Annotated in this window: 19 protein-coding genes; 17 read left to right on the forward strand and 2 right to left on the reverse strand. The window is 48.5% G+C overall.

Annotated elements, in window-relative coordinates; all coding sequences use genetic code 11:
* Window positions 1-63: 63 nt before the first annotated feature.
* The 11 genes from purM to ACFQ3W_RS00375 all read left to right on the forward strand — a co-directional run bounded on the left by purM (window position 64) and on the right by ACFQ3W_RS00375 (window position 10,573).
* Window positions 64-1,107 carry a phosphoribosylformylglycinamidine cyclo-ligase gene (purM, locus tag ACFQ3W_RS00325; RefSeq protein WP_379315469.1) on the forward strand — a complete coding sequence of 348 codons (1,044 nt, stop codon included), beginning with the start codon at window positions 64-66 and terminating at the stop codon, window positions 1,105-1,107.
* The gene (purN, locus tag ACFQ3W_RS00330; RefSeq protein WP_379315471.1) at window positions 1,107-1,733 is read left to right on the forward strand and encodes a phosphoribosylglycinamide formyltransferase; all 627 of its coding nucleotides are present in this window, start codon (window positions 1,107-1,109) and stop codon (window positions 1,731-1,733) included. The genes purM and purN overlap by 1 nt, the downstream gene beginning before the upstream one ends.
* A 125-nt stretch (window positions 1,734-1,858) precedes the next feature.
* Window positions 1,859-3,406, forward strand: coding sequence for a bifunctional phosphoribosylaminoimidazolecarboxamide formyltransferase/IMP cyclohydrolase (purH, locus tag ACFQ3W_RS00335; protein WP_379315473.1), 1,548 nt, complete (start codon window positions 1,859-1,861; stop codon window positions 3,404-3,406).
* A 71-nt stretch (window positions 3,407-3,477) separates the two neighbouring features.
* Window positions 3,478-4,743, forward strand: a complete 1,266-nt coding sequence (gene purD / locus ACFQ3W_RS00340; protein ID WP_379315475.1) for a phosphoribosylamine--glycine ligase — start codon at window positions 3,478-3,480, stop codon at window positions 4,741-4,743.
* Window positions 4,744-4,861: 118 nt separating this feature from the next.
* The gene (locus ACFQ3W_RS00345) at window positions 4,862-5,083 is read left to right on the forward strand and encodes a hypothetical protein (RefSeq protein WP_379315477.1); all 222 of its coding nucleotides are present in this window, start codon (window positions 4,862-4,864) and stop codon (window positions 5,081-5,083) included.
* Window positions 5,084-5,292: 209 nt separating this feature from the next.
* Window positions 5,293-6,555, forward strand: a complete 1,263-nt coding sequence (ilvA, locus tag ACFQ3W_RS00350) for a threonine ammonia-lyase IlvA (RefSeq protein ID WP_379315479.1) — start codon at window positions 5,293-5,295, stop codon at window positions 6,553-6,555.
* A gap of 434 nt (window positions 6,556-6,989) precedes the next feature.
* Window positions 6,990-7,934 (forward strand): ABC transporter ATP-binding protein, encoded by a 945-nt coding sequence (locus ACFQ3W_RS00355; protein ID WP_379316341.1) that lies wholly within the window; start codon window positions 6,990-6,992, stop codon window positions 7,932-7,934.
* A gap of 4 nt (window positions 7,935-7,938) precedes the next feature.
* Window positions 7,939-8,688 carry a DUF2705 family protein gene (locus ACFQ3W_RS00360; RefSeq protein WP_379315481.1) on the forward strand — a complete coding sequence of 250 codons (750 nt, stop codon included), beginning with the start codon at window positions 7,939-7,941 and terminating at the stop codon, window positions 8,686-8,688.
* 53 nt (window positions 8,689-8,741) lie between these two features.
* On the forward strand, window positions 8,742-9,116 hold the full coding sequence (locus ACFQ3W_RS00365; RefSeq protein WP_379315483.1) for a GntR family transcriptional regulator: 375 nt from the start codon (window positions 8,742-8,744) through the stop codon (window positions 9,114-9,116).
* An 18-nt stretch (window positions 9,117-9,134) separates the two neighbouring features.
* The gene (locus tag ACFQ3W_RS00370; protein ID WP_379315485.1) at window positions 9,135-9,836 is read left to right on the forward strand and encodes an ABC transporter ATP-binding protein; all 702 of its coding nucleotides are present in this window, start codon (window positions 9,135-9,137) and stop codon (window positions 9,834-9,836) included.
* Window positions 9,830-10,573, forward strand: coding sequence for a hypothetical protein (locus tag ACFQ3W_RS00375; RefSeq protein ID WP_379315487.1), 744 nt, complete (start codon window positions 9,830-9,832; stop codon window positions 10,571-10,573). The genes ACFQ3W_RS00370 and ACFQ3W_RS00375 overlap by 7 nt, the downstream gene beginning before the upstream one ends.
* Window positions 10,574-10,819: 246 nt before the next feature.
* Here ACFQ3W_RS00375 and ACFQ3W_RS00380 read toward each other — a convergent pair whose 3' ends face one another.
* Window positions 10,820-11,521, reverse strand: coding sequence for a DUF1129 family protein (locus tag ACFQ3W_RS00380; protein ID WP_379315489.1), 702 nt, complete (start codon window positions 11,519-11,521; stop codon window positions 10,820-10,822).
* Between the two features lie 264 nt (window positions 11,522-11,785).
* On the opposite strand from ACFQ3W_RS00380, the gene ACFQ3W_RS00385 reads away from it, so the two are divergent.
* From ACFQ3W_RS00385 to ACFQ3W_RS00395, 3 genes are all read left to right on the forward strand, one after another.
* Entirely contained in the window at window positions 11,786-12,010 is a 225-nt protein-coding gene (locus ACFQ3W_RS00385; RefSeq protein ID WP_379315491.1) for a hypothetical protein, read from the forward strand.
* Window positions 12,011-12,132: 122 nt separating this feature from the next.
* A complete protein-coding gene (locus ACFQ3W_RS00390; protein WP_379315493.1) occupies window positions 12,133-12,960 on the forward strand; it encodes an alpha/beta hydrolase in 828 nt (275 codons plus the stop codon).
* A gap of 119 nt (window positions 12,961-13,079) precedes the next feature.
* Window positions 13,080-13,886, forward strand: a complete 807-nt coding sequence (locus ACFQ3W_RS00395; protein ID WP_379315495.1) for a dioxygenase family protein — start codon at window positions 13,080-13,082, stop codon at window positions 13,884-13,886.
* Window positions 13,887-13,940: 54 nt separating this feature from the next.
* Here ACFQ3W_RS00395 and ACFQ3W_RS00400 read toward each other — a convergent pair whose 3' ends face one another.
* Window positions 13,941-14,420, reverse strand: a complete 480-nt coding sequence (locus ACFQ3W_RS00400; RefSeq protein WP_379315496.1) for a DoxX family protein — start codon at window positions 14,418-14,420, stop codon at window positions 13,941-13,943.
* Window positions 14,421-14,647: 227 nt separating this feature from the next.
* Here ACFQ3W_RS00400 and ACFQ3W_RS00405 point away from each other — a divergent pair, with 227 nt between their 5' ends.
* From ACFQ3W_RS00405 to ACFQ3W_RS00415, 3 genes are all read left to right on the forward strand, one after another.
* Window positions 14,648-15,721: a DUF3048 domain-containing protein gene (locus ACFQ3W_RS00405; RefSeq protein ID WP_379315498.1), complete on the forward strand. Its 1,074-nt coding sequence runs from the start codon at window positions 14,648-14,650 to the stop codon at window positions 15,719-15,721.
* A gap of 191 nt (window positions 15,722-15,912) precedes the next feature.
* The gene (locus tag ACFQ3W_RS00410; RefSeq protein WP_379316343.1) at window positions 15,913-16,527 is read left to right on the forward strand and encodes a DUF47 domain-containing protein; all 615 of its coding nucleotides are present in this window, start codon (window positions 15,913-15,915) and stop codon (window positions 16,525-16,527) included.
* Between the two features lie 84 nt (window positions 16,528-16,611).
* Window positions 16,612-17,595 (forward strand): inorganic phosphate transporter, encoded by a 984-nt coding sequence (locus tag ACFQ3W_RS00415; RefSeq protein WP_379315500.1) that lies wholly within the window; start codon window positions 16,612-16,614, stop codon window positions 17,593-17,595.
* The last annotated feature ends 76 nt before the right edge of the window (window positions 17,596-17,671 follow it).

Here is a 17,671-nt window from a genome sequence, read left to right on the forward strand (position 1 = left end):
AGGCTAGATTTTAAATGTGTTTGATTGTGAGGCTTAAATAAACCTAAGGAGTGTGTCCCTTTCGTGTCAGAAGCATACAAGAACGCCGGTGTGGATATCGCAGCCGGAAATGAAGCGGTAGAGCGGATGAAAAAACACGTCAAACGGACGTTTCGTCCGGAAGTCATGACGGATTTGGGCGGCTTCGGCGCCTTGTTCGGCTTGAACAAAGACAAATATGAAGAACCCGTTCTCGTCTCCGGGACGGATGGAGTCGGCACGAAGCTGAAAATTGCTTTTGCGATGGATAAGCATGATACGATCGGCATCGACGCGGTAGCCATGTGCGTAAACGATGTGGTCGTTCAAGGGGCGGAGCCTTTGTTCTTTCTCGACTACCTTGCTTGTGACAAAGTCATTCCGGCCAAAATCGAAGCGATTGTCGCCGGGATTGCCGAAGGCTGCAGTCAGTCCGGCTGTGCCCTAATCGGCGGCGAAACTGCGGAAATGCCGGGGATGTACGCCGAAGGGGAGTACGACATCGCCGGGTTCACCGTTGGCGTTGTCGATAAGAAGAAAATCGTAAACGGAAGCTCGATTGCTCCCGGGGATACGGTGATCGGCCTCGCTTCCAGCGGCGTGCATAGCAATGGCTTTTCCCTTGTGCGCAAGCTTTTGCTTGAACAGGAAGGTTACAGCCTGCAGGATCAGCTTCCTGAGCTCGGTGGCGAGGCACTTGGTGATGTGCTGTTAACGCCAACGAAGCTCTATGTTAAGCCGGTTCTTTCGCTTCTCGAAAAGGTGGATGTAAAGGGCATGGCCCACATCACGGGCGGCGGTTTCATCGAGAACATCCCGCGCGTTTTGCCGGACGGTGTCAACGTAGATATCGAATACGGGTCCTGGCCGATATTGCCGATTTTCACGCTGATGCAACAAAAAGGCAATGTGAGCCTGCGCGATATGTTTACAACGTTCAACATGGGGATTGGCCTCGTCATCATCGTCGCAAAGGAGCAGGCTGAGGCCGCGCTTACAGCTCTTCGTGCAGCAGGAGAAAGTCCATTTACAATCGGTAAAGTAACTGAAGGAAGCAAGGTCGTGACGTTCACAGGAGCGGAAGTGTAATGGCGAAGCCGTATCGTGTTGCCGTGTTTGCTTCCGGACAGGGCAGCAATTTTCAAACCTTGGTGGACGCTTCAAAGGCAGGGTGGCTTGGGGCCGACATTGTGCTGCTTGTTTGCGACAAGCCTCAGGCTCCTGTCGTTGAACGAGCCCGAAAGGCCGGGGTTGAATGTTTTCTGTTTGACCCTAAAGCTTATGGGCGCCGCGAGGATTACGAGCAAGAAATCACTGCCGAGCTTAACAAACAGCAGATCGATTTGATTGTGCTGGCCGGCTACATGCGCTTGTTGACTTCGGTTCTGGTTGAACCCTATGCCGGACGAATGATCAATATCCATCCTTCGCTGCTTCCAGCCTTTCCGGGAAAAAATGCGATAGGCCAGGCTTGGGAATATGGGGTCAAAGTAACCGGTGCTACTGTACATCTGGTAGACGGTGGGATGGATACGGGAGCGATTGTCGCTCAGGCGGCGGTGGAGATCACGGAAGGTGACATTATCGAGTCGGTCGAGGAGAAAATTCATGCGGCCGAACGAGATCTATATCCTAAGGTGGTATCCTGGTTCGCCCATGATCTTGTCCATGTAGAAGGTAGAAAAGTGAGGATTTTGTCTAAGCCGGAAGCCTAGAACTGATATCAATTACTATGGTTAGCAGCAACCTTTGAACTTTGTTTTTATGAAGCCGCAGGGGTTTCGATATTTCCCGAGAAATATCGGGGTCATTATTCGCCAAAATAAAGGAGGAGCCGATCGTGAGTATCAAAAGAGCGCTCGTGAGCGTGTCGGATAAAAAAGGGATCGTGGATTTTTGCCGCGAGCTGGCGCAATTAGGCGTAGAAATCATTTCGACAGGGGGGACGAAAAACCTGCTGTCGAAGGAGGGAGTGCCGGTGATCGGTATTTCCGAGGTAACCGGGTTCCCGGAAATTTTGGACGGACGCGTGAAGACGCTGCATCCGGCTGTGCACAGCGGATTGTTAGCTGTACGCGACAGTGCGGAGCATCAGGCACAAATGAAAGAGCTGGGGCTTGATTATATCGACCTGGTAGTCGTGAATCTATATCCGTTCCAAGAGACGATTGCGAAGCCAGACGTAGCGTATGAGGACGCCATCGAAAATATAGATATCGGCGGACCAACCATGCTCCGCTCAGCAGCCAAAAACCATGCGTTTGTCAGCGTCGTTGTTGATGCGGATGACTACAGCACGGTGCTGGATGAAATTCGTGCAGACGGGGACACAACACTGGACACGCGTAAACGGCTTGCGGCCAAAGTTTTCCGCCATACGGCGGCTTACGATGCCTTGATTTCCGACTATTTATCCCACGTGACCGGCGATCCGCTGCCGGAGCGTTATACAGTAACTTACGAGAAAATCCAGGATCTTCGTTACGGCGAAAATCCGCACCAGAAGGCGGCGTTTTACCGCAAGCCGTTGGCTGCGGCTGACACATTAACGAATGCCGAGCAGCTGCACGGCAAGGAATTGTCTTATAACAATATCAATGACGCTAATGCGGCATTGCAAATTGTTAAAGAATTTACCGAGCCGGCTGTCGTAGCGGTTAAGCACATGAACCCTTGCGGCGTAGGGATCGGTACCAGTGTCTACGAGGCTTACCGGAAAGCGTATGAATCCGATCCGGTGTCGATTTTCGGTGGTATCATCGCAGCAAACCGGATCATTGATGCGGATACGGCGATGCAGCTGAAGGAAATTTTCCTTGAAATTATTTTGGCGCCGGGCTTTACGGATGAAGCTCTGGAAATCCTGACGAAGAAGAAAAACATCCGTCTCCTGAAGCTTGGCGGCTTGGAGCTTGGAGAAAACCGCAAAAGCCAATTTATGGTTACCTCGGTGGACGGCGGTATGCTTGTTCAGGAGAGCGATGTGCATGCGTTGAAGGAATCGGACCTGAAGGTCGTTTCCGACCGCAAGCCTACGGAAGAAGAATTGAAGCAGCTAATGTTTAGCTGGAAAGTCGTTAAGCACGTGAAATCCAATGCGATCGTGCTGGCTAAAGATGATATGACGATCGGCGTAGGCGCTGGACAAATGAATCGCGTTGGCTCAGCCAAAATCGCTATTGAGCAAGCGGGTGAAAAAGCTAAGGGCAGCGTGCTCGCGTCCGATGCGTTTTTCCCGATGGGCGATACCTTGGAGGAGGCGGCCAAAGCGGGCATTACCGCTGTGATCCAACCGGGCGGTTCGGTTCGGGATGAGGAATCGATCAAAGTCGCGAATGAGTACGGCATAGCGATGGTATTCACCGGAGTTCGTCATTTCAAACATTAAGCCGCGTGATGACGGCAGACCGCTGCGGCGGCCTGCCGTTTTTGCTAACAATCGGCATGAGGAGGAGACGTATGGATATTTTGGTGGTTGGCGGCGGCGGCCGCGAGCATGCGATCTGTTGGAGCCTTGCAAAGAGTCCCACGGCGGACACGATTTACTGTGCGCCGGGGAACGCCGGCATCGGGCAAATTGCAACGCTTGTTCCGATCCAGGTTCATGAATTCGACAAACTGGTGGCGTTCGCTCAGGACAAGCAGGTAGGGCTTGTCGTGATCGGTCCTGACGATCCGCTGGCGGAAGGCATTGTGGACGCTTTTGAAGCGGAGAACATTCCCGTATTCGGACCTCGAAAGAACGCGGCCCATATTGAAGGCAGCAAGACGTTTATGAAGGATTTGCTGAAAAAATATAACATTCCGACAGCGGCTTATGAGAAGTTCGACAACTATGATGAGGCCCTGGCCTACCTGCATACTCAACCGATCCCCGTAGTGATCAAGGCCGATGGACTTGCCGCAGGAAAAGGCGTAACTGTGGCTTTCAGCCGTGAGCAGGCGGAATCCGCACTCAAGGATATTATGGTGAGCAAAGTCTTTGGCGATTCCGGGAGCCAGGTCGTCATTGAGGAATTCATGGAAGGACAGGAAATGTCGATTCTCGCTTTCGTGGATGGGGAAGTTGTTCGCCCGATGGCCGCCGCTCAAGACCATAAACAGGTGTACGATGGCGATAAAGGACCCAACACCGGAGGCATGGGGACGTACTCTCCGCTGCCGCATATCGCGAACAGCATCATTGCGGAAGCGATTGAAACGATCATCAAGCCGACCGCAAAGGCGATGGTGGCCGAAGGTCGTCCGTTCCGCGGCATTCTATTTGCCGGGCTGATGATTACGCCGGACAACAAGCCGAAGACGATTGAGTTTAATGCTCGGTTCGGTGATCCGGAGACCCAGGTCGTTTTGCCACGTCTCAAAAGCGATTTGCTCGAAATTTTCTTAGCTGCTGTGAACGGAACTTTGGATCAAGTTGAGATCGAGTGGAGCGATGAGGCAGCGGTTTGCGTCGTGCTCGCTTCCGGCGGATACCCGGCTTCCTATCCGAAAGGTTTGACGATTCACGGCTTGGATCAATCCAAGGACCAGCTCATCTTCCACGCCGGAACGGCAAGAAATGAAGCCGGCGAATGGGTCACGAACGGCGGACGCGTGCTTGGCGTCGTTGGCATGGGGCCGGATATTGCATCCGCCCGGGACAAAGCCTACCAAATCGCCGAAGGGGTCACTTTCGAGGGAAAACACTGCCGTACCGATATCGCTGCCAAGGCGTTAGTCTAACTCGTTCTTTCCACGAGCATACGGTTACCCTCCAAGGATAATTCAAGCCAGCATGGCGCATATTAAGAGGTAATGGGATGTCATTCCTAATTATCCGGTTACGGGAGGCGCCATCAATATGAGTGAGAAGATTAAACGAATGCTGCCGGTATCGCGTGAAAAGGTGGAGGTCGACGGTGTATTCCGGGACGAACTAGGCCGGGAGGAGCTTTTGCGAAAAGGCGAAGAATTCCCTTCTGATCCGGTATACGGTACGATGGAATGGGAACTAACCGAGCTCGCTCAAGTGAACAATTCCAAGGGCGAAACCGATGCACGTTTGATTCCTAAAAAAGATTAACTCATGCGCCCCTCTTTGCACCGGCCTTTAGTTGGTGTGACATAAAGGGGCGCTTCGCTATATTTGACATCATGTTCTTTTTATCACAAAATGAAGCGTGCAAGGTGGAGGCAGTAATCTTGACAAAATAGCGCATACCGCTTGTATTCCAGGCGGCTTCAGGTGTAATTTAATTAGAAAAAGCGATGGAATGAAGTGAGGAGAAACCAATGAATCAGGCTGAACGACAAACGGTAGGTATGGAAGATATCGTCAAAGCGCATCATGTGCTCAAAGAGGTTGTAGTAAGAACCCCGCTACAGAGGGATACGACATTATCCTTGCGATACGATTGTAACGTGTATTTAAAGCGGGAGGACCTGCAGGTCGTCCGTTCGTTTAAAATTCGCGGGGCGTACAACAAAATACGCAGCCTTCAGCCCGAGGACCTGGAGAAGGGGATCGTTTGCGCCAGCGCTGGAAACCATGCCCAAGGCGTGGCGTTTTCGTGCAACGCTTTAGGCATTCAAGGCAAAATATACATGCCTAGCACGACGCCAAATCAGAAGGTAAAGCAGGTGAAGCGCTTTGGCGGTACACATGTCGAGGTTGTCCTGATCGGGGATACGTATGACGATGCCTATGCAGAAGCGATGAAAGCCTGCCGCGAAGGAGGAATGACCTTCATTCACCCGTTTGACGATGCTAAAATCGTAGCAGGAAATGGAACGATCGGGATGGAGATCATGGAGAGCCTCAGCGTTCCGGCTGACTATGTATTTGTAACGATTGGTGGCGGGGGACTCGTATCAGGCGTAGGCACGTATTTAAAAACCGTCAGCCCGCAGACGAAAATTATCGGGGTTGAGCCGTCCGGCGCGGCTTCGATGACCGAAGCCTTAAAGGAAAATCAGGTAGTAACCCTGGGTACGATCGATAAATTCGTTGATGGCGCCGCCGTAAAGAGAGTCGGCGAGCTCAATTTTGACATTTGCACCGAAATTCTCGACGATATCGTCAAGGTGCCGGAGGGCAAGGCGTGTACGACGATCCTAGAAATGTACAACGACAGCGCCATTGTTGTAGAACCAGCGGGGGTGCTGCCGGTCTCAGCTTTGAACATGTATCAAGAGCAGATTCGCGGCAAGAACGTCGTATGCATCATCAGCGGTGGCAACAACGACATTGACCGGATGCAGGAAATGAAGGAGCGTTCTTTGATCTATGAAGGGCTGAAGCATTATTTCCTCATCAACTTCCCACAGCGCGCCGGAGCACTCCGCGAATTCTTAGAAGAGGTACTCGGCCCGAATGACGATATTACCCGGTTTGAATATACGAAGAAGCATAACAAAGAAAATGGCCCAGCCCTCGTCGGTATCGAGCTTAGCGACCGTTCTGATTATGAAGCGCTGATTGGCCGCATGGATTCCAAAGGCATCGCCTACACGGAGCTGAACCGCGACCTGAATTTGTTTAATTTGCTCATATAATAAGCTATGACTAAAAAGCCTTCTCCAATTTATTGGGGAGGTTTTTTTGCGTTTAAGCACCTCGATCATAATAGGGGTAAAAAATGGTCTTATTCTTCGCCGTTTTGGATTTCTCGCGTAAATAAGGGAATATTTTGTACCTATTTTCGAATGAATGGAGGAAAAAGGCTATTTTACTGGGATGTTTGGTGAAATAAGGCCAAAATGTTCCCCTATTTTTTGAGAAAGAGGCTGTTTCGCCGAAATAGGGCCATAATTTTCCCTTATTCCACCGATTGGCTCCCCTCCCCAATATTCATCACCTGCAATTGCCTACAACTCTAAATATTTTATCAAAATCAGCTTTACAACACTATTTAACTAGTGTACTATTTAACTATGACACTGGTACATTGAGAAAAGTTAGAGGAGTGAGTGGAGTGGATCAGAAGTTGATGAAGGAGCAGGAAGCTCCTGTCGTTTTGTCCGTAAAGCAAGTGACGAAAACGATCGGCAAGAAGAACATTGTCGAGAAGCTGTCTTTTGACATTCGGCGTGGAGAGATCGTTGGTCTCCTTGGACCGAATGGTGCGGGGAAAACGACAACCATCCGCATGATTGTTGGGTTAATTAAAATGAGTGAAGGCGATGTACTCCTGAAGGGACAAAGCATTCGGCACAATTTTACCAAGGCAATTTCCCATATCGGGGGCATTATTGAAAACCCTGAGTTTTATCCGTATATGACCGGCTATGATAACCTGAAGCAATATCAGCGAATGACCCCAGGGATCACTGAAGAACGGATTCGTGAAGTTACGAAGCTGGTGGGACTTGAAGGGGCTATGAAGAAACGGGTGAAGGCTTATTCGCTCGGCATGCGTCAGCGGCTCGGCATCGCTCAAGCTTTGCTCCATGATCCTTCGGTGCTGATTCTGGATGAACCCACGAATGGACTAGACCCGGCTGGTATCCGCGAAATGCGCGATTACCTGAAACGTATTGCCAGCGAGGAAGGCATTGCCGTTCTCGTTTCAAGCCATCTGCTCGCGGAAATGGAGCAAATGTGCAACCGCGTCGTTGTCATTCAGGAAGGTAAATTCGTGACGGAGAGCACTTTAGGGGAAACCCACGAAGCGGAGACGGAAAAAGTAAATGTGACGTTCCGTGTCGACGATGCCGAGTTGGTCAAAACCAAGCTAGAACAAATGGAAGATATACGTATTCTTGGACTGTCTCCTGAACGTAATGAAGTCATGGTCGCTGTCCGCAACAAAGCAATTCCTCAGATCGTAGCGGCACTCGGCGCTGAAGGCATCGGTATTTACCGCATTGAAGAAATTAAAGAGTCTCTTGAGGATGAGTTCCTGAAATGGACGGGAGGTAATCAAATTGCGTAGTTTCATGAATTTAGTCGTTAACGAATGGTTGAAAATGTTCAAGAAACGCAGCTTTTTCATTCCATTTGCGGTGATATTCGGCATGATAGTCATCATGCTTGTTGTAGTCAAATATTTCGGATCATCGGATGAAACCATCTCTGGCCTTGCGCTCGCAACCTCGGTGGTTTCAGATAACGGGATGGGCAGGATACTGCTTTACCTCATTATCATCGCAACCGCTGGAACGGTAGCCAAAGAGCATAGTCTAGGAACAATCAAGCTTTTGTTGATTCGGGCGCAAAGCCGCAGCAAAATTTTGGCTTCCAAATACGTGATGGTACTGCTATATACCTTGCTTATCTATGCATTTGCGATTGTTATATCTTTAATTTCCGGAGGACTTATGTTTGGTCTTCAAGATCCCAATACGAGCTGGAGCGATTTGTTTCAAGACTTACTGTATAGAGTGATCTATTCAATCATCTATGTGACCATTACCTTTATGGTCGGAATTCTTACCCGTTCGAGCGGAGCAACGATTGGTGTAGGCATGCTTTTGACCATGCTTGAAAGTCTTATTGTAGCATTACTGTCCAAATATCAATTTACCAAGTACTTGATTTTTGCCAATACAAACCTGTCTGTGTACAAGGATGGACATCCGCCTGTCGCTGGGATGACGATGACTTTTTCTTTAGTGGTGATCGCGGTTTACATGATCTTGTTTCTTAGTGCCAGCTTTGTTACTTTTAATAAACGTGATGTCGCTTAAATGAATATGAGGATCTTACCTGAGGCATTGTGGCGGAAAGGAGCAACCCGATCGTGACCATCGAATTCGACAATAATCTGCCGATCTATTTACAGATCATGAATTATTTAAAGAGAGAGATTGTGACCGGCAGATTGAAGGCTGGGGACAAGATCCCTTCTGTACGTGAATTGGCTGCTGAGCTGCAGATTAACCCGAACACTGTTCAACGGACCTTTCAAGAATTGGAGCGTGAAGCCGTCGTGGAGACGAAGCGCGGACTGGGAAGATATGTGACGAGTGAGGAATCGAAAATTATGACGATCAAAAAAGAGATGGCCGGAGATTTGTTAGACCGCTTTATCGGCGGAATGCAGGAGCTAGGCTTTTCCAATGAGGATATCGCGGATATTGTCGCCGAAGCCGTTAAGAAGGATAACCGCCGGTAGAGAGGGGATGGCAGATATATGGATAGCTTGCTGGAAATCAAGGGAGTATCGAAAACGTACGGGAGCAAACATGCGCTGCGCGGTGTCTCTCTGAATATACCTAAGGGAAAAATCGTCGGACTGCTTGGCACGAACGGAAGCGGAAAAAGTACATTAATGAAAGTTACTGCCGGATTGCTCCCCGTATCGAACGGCCAAGTTAGCATTGACGGCATTCCCGTGGGACTCGCGACCAAATCGATCGTTTCCTTCATGCCAGATAAGCCGCTCACGGAATCGTGGATGAAGGTTCGCGACGCGGTCGGGTTTTACCGCGATTTTTATCAGGATTTTGACGAGGAGAAGGCTCGCCAAATGCTTGATTTTATGAACTTGAATGAGAAGGATCGGGTCAGCACCTTATCGAAAGGGATGAATGAGCGGCTGCAATTGACGCTGGCGATGTCGCGCAATGCCAAGCTTTATTTGCTCGATGAACCAATTGGCGGCGTTGACCCGGTTGCCCGGACGAAAATTTTGGATGCGATCGTGGAGTTTTACAGTGAGGAGAGCAGCTTGATCATCTCGACGCATCTGGTCCGTGATATTGAGCGAATTTTCGATGAGGTCGTATTTATTCGAGACGGTGAAATTGTCATGCATGAGGAAGTCGAGGACTTGCGAATCAAGCACGGGAAAAGTGTGGATGACCTGTTTAGAGAGGTGTTTGCCGAATGCTAAAGCTGCTTAAATACGACATTAAACGGAACCTCGATTCATTTTTGAGTATGATGGCCATACTCGTTATCGTGCAGGTGTTGGTATCGGTAATCGGAAAGATGCGGGGCTGGGAGAATGCCATAATAATAGGCTTAAGCTTGATATTGTATATAGTAGCTGCAGTGATGATTACCGTAGCGGTCTGCAAGACATTTGCGACCAATTTGAAAGCTTATCACCGCAGACTGCTGCCGGTTCACCCGATCTGGACGATCTTTTCCACGCTGCTTTTAGGATTTATCGCAATGATTGTATTCTTCACCATTTTAGGGATTCACGCTTTCTTATATGGTCAATTCATCTCTGACTTTGGCTCATTCTCAAACATGGATTGGAGCGGGTTGATAGAGCCCATTTTTGTAGGTGTTTGGAGCTATGCGCTAACCCTGTTAATGATTTTTATGGCCATTACGATCGGAGCTAGCGTTACAATCAATGGGAGGGGTGCAGGATGGATTGGCATCATCGCCTTTTTCATTATCCAAAACGGGATGAATTACGTGGAGTATCTGCTGTTTGGCGAGAATAAATCCACCATGGTGCAGTTTGAGTTCAGTTCAAACGGATTTAAGGGAAGTACGGGGGTTGCTGAGAAGCTCGATTTATTCTCGTGGGGATCGTTTCTCTTTGAATTAGGCTGTGCCGGACTAATGGTTTATCTCATTTCTTATTTGATAAGCAAAAAGGTAGCGATTTAAGCTATACCCTGCCCGGAAAGATATAAGGGTAACAATATCCCCTATTTAGGCGAAAAGTGAGCATTTCGCTGGAATAGGGGATATTTATGTACCTATTTTCGGAAATACGAGCCCAAATAGCAATGGATCTGCAGAACGTCAGGGAATAGGTACATAATTTACCCCTATTCTTTAGATGAGAGCCCATGTTGTTCAAATAAGGCCATAAATGTCGCTTATTTGTGTCGGTAGAGCGGTATAAGGAGGCTACAGTTTCGGACGACGCCCGAAAAAGAAAATCTGGCCCGCCAGTCCAATAGCGAAAACAATCAAACATTCCCAAGGAGAAACGATAAGAACCGGCAAGATTCGGCCAAGCAGCATACCTACTGCAACCAGAGCTACTGCGCCGACAATATAGATGCTCAGAGCCTTTAAATCGAACTTTTGCTGAGTTCGTGGTGTGTTCGTAGAACTGTCATCTTCTTTTCCGGCAGAATTCATAAAACGGGTAACTAATTCAATAAGCACTACCGAAAGGCCCGCAATGATGATCAGGGAGGCGACGCTGATTTCGGAATATGCCTGACCTCCGCCAAACCATTTGCTAAAAAATCCGGTCATCATATAAATAAAGAATACCCAGGTCAAGGCCACCCAAGGAATCATCGTATAGAACTTGATCTTCTCCGGAAAAGTCTGCGGTTTTCTCGCGATGATGTCTTCCTCCAGCTTCTCACAATAGGCTATCGGATCGCTGCCGAATAACTTCGAAGCGGCGACGCCCTTCTCTTGGCTTTTCACAATTTTTCGTGCGAGATGAAGCAGTACTTCTTCCTTTTTGCCCTCTGACAACGAGTTTGAATCGGAACGAAAAAAACGGAGCATCTCTCCAAAATATGCATTGTTCTCAGGCGACATTTGGCGCGTGCATTTTTCAATCTCTCGGGTTACTTCCTGAACTTGCATAGCCTTCTCCTCTCAGGTGTTTGGCTCGTCCAATTTTCTTCGAGTAGTATACTGCAATTTTTGCCCCCTTCGCAAGGAGCTTGGAAAGGCATGGCTATGATCTCGTCTCAGCTTACTGAGGCCTATTACGACATTTATGTGACTTAGGAATAAATAGAGGCTCTATCTTCAAAAACTACAAACCTGTGCACCCTGCGGTCGCCATAAACTGTGGTTTAGCAGAAATGTGCCAGAAATAGCATAAGTTGCGGGAGGCGAATCCACATGGGAAAATTTGAGTCAGAACTGACCCGCAGGTATTTGCTGAACAGCAACTCCCGGGGCAGTCTGGAGGAAGTGGTGTCAAATGAAGTGCGCCAGGAGGAAGAAGGCCCGCTTTGTGGAGATGAGGATTGTACCGAAGATGAGCATTTAGGAAATCATCAGTTTATGAAGCAATGGGAAGGAAGAAGCAAAACATACGCCTTCTTCCAGCAGTCTTACGAGTAAAAGGTGGGTCCATTGACACCTTCCCCCTTCAATGATAAGATAAGTTTCAATAATTCATATTAAACTTATCGGAATAAGTATAATAAGTCGATTCAGACGAACGAAGTGGGGGAGGAAGTCATATGGAAAGGCAAATCGTCATCAAGCATGAGAACGAGGAGATTGCAGCCAGCATCCATTATCCGGCAAAAGGAAAACAGGAGGGACGCTGTAAGCTACGGGCACCGCTCGTTGTCATTTGTCATGGCTTTGTCGGCAGCCGGATCGGAGTAGATCGGTTGTTTGTCAAAACTGCACGTGAGCTTGCCACGGAAGGGTTCCTCGTCGTTCGGTTCGACTATATCGGCTGCGGGGAAAGCAGTGGCAATTACGGTGAACATGGTATTGACTCATTAATTGCCCAGACCCGTACGGTGCTTGAATATGGGCTTGACTCATTTGATATTGATCCTACACGAGTAACGCTAATTGGACATAGCTTGGGCGGAGCGGTGGCTTTACTTACCGCCGTGAAGGATCGCCGGGTGAAAAACTTAGTATTATGGTCGCCCGTTGGCTATCCGTTCACCGATATCGTCAAAATTACGGGACGCCGTGTGTATGACAACGCGATAAAGAATGGCAGAGCCGACTATCTTGGTTATGGCTTTACTTCGCATTTCTTTGATTCATTAGGCACGTCACAGCCTTTTCAAGAGGCTACGAAGTTTACTGGGGATGTGCTGGTGGTGCACGGCACTTCCGATGAATCCATCCCCGTCGATTATGCTTTCTTATATCAGAAGGTGTTTTGGACGCGGCCGGAAGGGCGCTGTGATAAAGAAATATTGTTTCAGGCCAATCACACGTATTCCTCTGGAGAGCACCAATCCGAACTTATCCGCAAAACGAGACATTGGCTCGGAGGTCTTGAAGCGGTCCAAACGGACTGGCAGCATTGGATGATCTGAACAGAAGAAAGCTCTCGGACTATGATAGGAATAAGCCTGTTTTAACGCTAAACTGGTAAATAACTCCCTATAAGGATACAATGGAAGTATAATCAATTTGGCGTAGGGAGGTTTGCAACATGACGCAGCCTGCATTGTTTATTGCACACGGATCGCCGACATTGGCTATCGAACAAAATGCGTACACGAGCTTTCTTAAGCAGTTGGGACAAGAGACTCTCAAGCCGCCCAAAGCCGCCCTGATCTTCTCTGCTCATTGGGACGATTCCACCCAGTGGCTGACAACGGACCGTACGCACCTGACACTGCATGATTTTTACGGATTTCCTGAAGAGATGTATTCCATTGAGTACCCTGTGTCCGGTCATCCGGAGCTGAGTCAGGAGATCGAGGCAATCTTCCACGCTCACAATTTGCCATACCGGCTATCCGCCGGAAGAGGACTTGACCACGGAGCTTGGGTGGTGCTGCGCTCACTGTTTCCCGAAGGAAATATCCCGGCGGTGGCTTTGTCCGTCGACTCCAAACGTTCCCCGGAGGAACAGTATGCCATAGGAAAAATGCTATCAGAACTGCGGCAAAAGGATGTACTCATCATCGGAAGCGGCGGGTTGGTCCACAACTTGCGGATGCTTGGTGAAGAAGGAAGCGAACCAGCGCCTTGGGCGGTAGAGTTCGATGCGTGGATCAGCGAACAGCTTACCGGTTGGAATTTACGCCAGTTGTTTGATTATGACAAAAAAGCTCCTCATGTTCGGACGGCAGTGCCGTCTTACGGTAAGGAGCATTTTGTTCCTCTGCTTTACGCTATGGGGGCGGCTGATGATGACCGGCGTGCGGCCAAGCTGTTTCAAGGTTATCAATATGGAAGTCTCAGCTTGAACTGCTGGATGTTCGGTGGAATGCACCAAGCGAACCATGAATAAAAAAGATAAGCGCAGAACCTATAATGGTTGCTGCGCTTTTGTTTTTTCATAATTTTAGTGAGAAGCAGAGCCCCGTCGGAAATAAGGGGAGATGAAATAATCCAAGCCGATTCTTCCGGCATTGGCCCCGGCGACAACGATAAACATTTCCAGAAGGAGCATTTGCGCATTGGTGCTTACGGTTCCAGAGAACAAGAAGGCGAAGTTCATCAACATGCCAAAGAAAGCGGCAGCCCAGGCAAATACGCCAAGAATAAGACCTGCCCCAACCAAAAGCTCCCCCCACGGTACAAGAACATTAAACAATCCAACATTGGGTAGAGCAAAATTTTCAAGAAAGGTTGCCCACCATTGCTGTACGGCCGGATGTTCTCCTCCCGTTTGGGCCAAGGCTCCCTTCATAAAGCCTGAAGCGTCAAATCCTCCGGTAATTTTCCCCCAGCCGGAAGTTAACCATTCATACCCCAAATATAAACGGATTGCCGTAAGCAACCAAGAGGCTACAACACTTTCCCGCAACCATTTAACGATCATGCGCCTCATCCCTTTCTGCAATATTTTGTGACAGAAGTCGAGCCTATATTGAGTATTTTGCCCTTCCATGTTTGTTATCATCATAGTGGGAAATATTAGAAACTTCAATATTTAGTTAAAATTTTAAACATGTGTGAATTTGCCGCATTTTCTGATCTTTCCCGAAAGATCGCATTCGACGTATAATGTTAGAAAATGCTTGGAATAACGGAGAGGAACGATATAATTTGAAATGGTCGAAATTTGTAGTTTTAGGGATGCTGTCCGCCGCATTGATGCTCGTTTCCGCTTGCGGGAATGCGGCTGAGGAGGCTAAGCAGGTTGTACCTGCAGAGGAAGCGACGCCACAGCAGACCACACCTCAGGAACAAAAAGATATAGCGCCTGCGGCTCCAGCCTATACCGCACCGCTTACGGGCATGCCGCTGGACGAGCCGTTAACTGGGCGGCCGTTAGCCGTAATGGTCAATAACGCTCCCGCAGCCCGGCCTCAGTCGGGATTAACCGATGCGGACATGATCTATGAAGTACTTGCCGAGGGCGGGGTAACCCGGCTCGTTGCCATTTACCAAAGTCATATGGAAGCCGCAAAGATCGGACCTATTCGCAGCATTCGCCCCTACATGATCGATTTGGGCGAAAGCTATCATGGTGTACTCGTCCATGCCGGGGCGAGCAACGACGCCTATGCGATCCTTCAGCGACAGCATAAGGAGGACCTCGACGAGATAACGAACGCGAGTCGTTATTTTTGGCGGGACAAGTCCCGCAAGCCTCCGCACAATTTGTACTCGAATCCGGAAAAGTTGCTGGAAGGTGCAGCTAAACGGAAATATGCGATAGAAGATACGAAGGTTCCGGGATACTCTTTTTACAAAGAGGATGAAACGCCTGTTTCCGGGGAGTCTGTCAGCAAGCTGGAGGTTAAGTTTCAACTCAGCAATTATAAGGTTAGCTACGAATATGACCCGGCGTCCAAGCAGTACAAACGGTTTGTTAATGGTAAGACGCATATGGATCTTGAGACCGGGGAGCAGCTAAAAGCTACTAATGTTGTTGTGATGGGAGCCGACCACAAGGTCATGGACGAGGTTGGGCGGCTGGATGTGGATTTACAGCTTGGGGGAGAAGCGCTCCTCTTTCAGCGTGGCCAGATGATTCGGGCTCAGTGGATCCGCCGGGCGGACGACATTATCCGGTTCATTAAGGACAATAAGGAGCTTCCTTTTTATCCGGGAAATACCATCATCAATGTAGTGCCTAATTCACCAAACTTCGACAGTCATGTTAAGACAGAGTAACAATATTGTAAATAATGTTTGTATTTTTATGGAATGTAAAGGATAAGCATGTCAGAAAAAGGGGAAATATAAGCGAAAGAACGTGAAATGTTTGCAACAATATTAACTATCTGTTAACTAGTTGTGATAAGATAGTCAAGGTTGTATATAACGACCTTTTGAAATACCTCATAGAAGAAAAGGGGATAATGATGCGAATTAAGAAAAAAGACATCTTTTTCCAAACTTTGGAGAATATGGCGGACACTATCGTGCATTCGGCGGATTATTTCGCCCAGCAGGTCGCTGAATTTAAGGATGTAGAAATGTTCGCTAAGAAGATGAAGGAATTCGAATCCAAATGCGATGAATATACCCATACAATCATCGTTGAACTTAATAAGACGTTTATTACGCCGATTGAACGCGACGATATTATGCACCTGATCACTGCGCTTGATGACGTTATCGACGGTCTGGAGGCTTCGACTTCCCGTTTTTTCATGTACAACCTGTCGGAGCCGGACGAGCACATCGCACACTTCGCAGAGATTTTGCGGAATTCGGCGTATGAAATTCAAAAAGCAATCCACCTGCTTTCGCAGAAGAAATTGCTGGCTATTCGCGAATACACCATTCGTTTGAATGACTTGGAGAATCAGGGCGACGAAGTGCTGCGGATCTGCATCAAGGAACTGTTCATGAAGGTGAAAGATCCGATTGAGCTGATCAAGAAAAAAGAAATCTACGAACGGTTGGAAACGACTACAGACGCTTGCGAAAAGGTTGCCAACATGCTGGAATCCATTATCATGCGTAATTCTTAATTGCTTCACTGCTCATAATCGATATTCGGGAGGTTTGAATTGCGCGGATTTACATAAAGACAACTATCTGTGCAAAGATAAAATATGGATACAATGATCATATTTATCGTCATTATTCTGGCGCTTGGCTTTGACTTCATTAACGGATTCCATGATACGGCGAATGCGATTGCTACTTCGGTGTCCACACGAGCCTTAAAGCCGCGGACGGCGATATTGATGGCGGCGGTTATGAATTTTCTCGGGGCCATGTTGTTTACAGGCGTAGCGAAGACGATCGGTGGAAGCGTGGCGGATCCAGCCAAGCTGGACAATGGTCTTGAGATTTTAGTTGCTACGCTGCTGTCTGCGATTATTTGGAATTTGATCACTTGGTGGTTCGGAATTCCGTCTTCATCCTCGCATGCTCTGATCGGGTCGCTGGCGGGAGCGGTGTATGTCGGGGCTGGACCGGACAAGCTGAATTGGAGCGGCTTTACGACGATTATCGAGGGCCTGCTTCTCTCCCCGGTCATCGCGTTTGTCGTCGGTTTCATCATCATGACCATACTCAAATGGATTTTTGCTTCGCATAGTCCGCATACGGTGAACAAAGGCTTCCGCTCGATGCAAATCATCACTGCGGCGCTTCAAAGCTTCACTCACGGTACAAATGATGCGCAAAAGGCGATGGGGATCATCACCTTTGCCCTCGTGACCGCCAAGTTTCAGGATCATATGGAGGTTCCGATTTGGGTAAAAATTGCCGCCGCCTTGTCCATGGCGCTAGGTACGTCAATTGGCGGCTGGAAGATCATTAAAACGATGGGGACGAAAATATTCAAGATCGAACCGATCAACGGGTTTGCATCGGATGTTTCCGCCGCTTCGGTTATCTTCGGAGCAACGTTGTTTCATTTACCGGTAAGCACTACGCATGCTATTACGTCCGCTATTTTGGGCGTAGGATCGGCAAAACGCTTCTCCGCCGTACGCTGGTCGATGGCCGGAAGGATCGTTATCGCTTGGGTCATTACTATTCCGATCGTTTTCATCATGGCCGGAGGAATTTACAAGCTGCTGTTCTAAGCAAATGAAGCATTAGTGGAAAAGCCAATCTGCTGAAGATTGGCTTTTTTTGAATCGTAAAACAAATTGCGCTATA

The organism is Paenibacillus puldeungensis (assembly GCF_042678945.1).
GTDB lineage: Bacteria > Bacillota > Bacilli > Paenibacillales > Paenibacillaceae > Fontibacillus > Fontibacillus puldeungensis.

Coding starts and splice junctions, on each gene's coding strand:
- ACFQ3W_RS00415 (WP_379315500.1), top strand. CDS start 16,612: ATGGATACAATGATCATATTTATCGTCATTATTCTGGCGCTTGGCTTT.
- ACFQ3W_RS00410 (WP_379316343.1), top strand. CDS start 15,913: ATGCGAATTAAGAAAAAAGACATCTTTTTCCAAACTTTGGAGAATATG.
- purN (WP_379315471.1), top strand. CDS start 1,107: ATGGCGAAGCCGTATCGTGTTGCCGTGTTTGCTTCCGGACAGGGCAGC.
- ACFQ3W_RS00370 (WP_379315485.1), top strand. CDS start 9,135: ATGGATAGCTTGCTGGAAATCAAGGGAGTATCGAAAACGTACGGGAGC.
- ACFQ3W_RS00345 (WP_379315477.1), top strand. CDS start 4,862: ATGAGTGAGAAGATTAAACGAATGCTGCCGGTATCGCGTGAAAAGGTG.
- ACFQ3W_RS00375 (WP_379315487.1), top strand. CDS start 9,830: ATGCTAAAGCTGCTTAAATACGACATTAAACGGAACCTCGATTCATTT.
- ACFQ3W_RS00400 (WP_379315496.1), bottom strand. CDS start 14,420: ATGATCGTTAAATGGTTGCGGGAAAGTGTTGTAGCCTCTTGGTTGCTT.
- ACFQ3W_RS00380 (WP_379315489.1), bottom strand. CDS start 11,521: ATGCAAGTTCAGGAAGTAACCCGAGAGATTGAAAAATGCACGCGCCAA.
- ACFQ3W_RS00390 (WP_379315493.1), top strand. CDS start 12,133: ATGGAAAGGCAAATCGTCATCAAGCATGAGAACGAGGAGATTGCAGCC.
- ACFQ3W_RS00355 (WP_379316341.1), top strand. CDS start 6,990: ATGAAGGAGCAGGAAGCTCCTGTCGTTTTGTCCGTAAAGCAAGTGACG.
- ACFQ3W_RS00395 (WP_379315495.1), top strand. CDS start 13,080: ATGACGCAGCCTGCATTGTTTATTGCACACGGATCGCCGACATTGGCT.
- ACFQ3W_RS00360 (WP_379315481.1), top strand. CDS start 7,939: ATGAATTTAGTCGTTAACGAATGGTTGAAAATGTTCAAGAAACGCAGC.
- purD (WP_379315475.1), top strand. CDS start 3,478: ATGGATATTTTGGTGGTTGGCGGCGGCGGCCGCGAGCATGCGATCTGT.
- ilvA (WP_379315479.1), top strand. CDS start 5,293: ATGAATCAGGCTGAACGACAAACGGTAGGTATGGAAGATATCGTCAAA.
- ACFQ3W_RS00385 (WP_379315491.1), top strand. CDS start 11,786: ATGGGAAAATTTGAGTCAGAACTGACCCGCAGGTATTTGCTGAACAGC.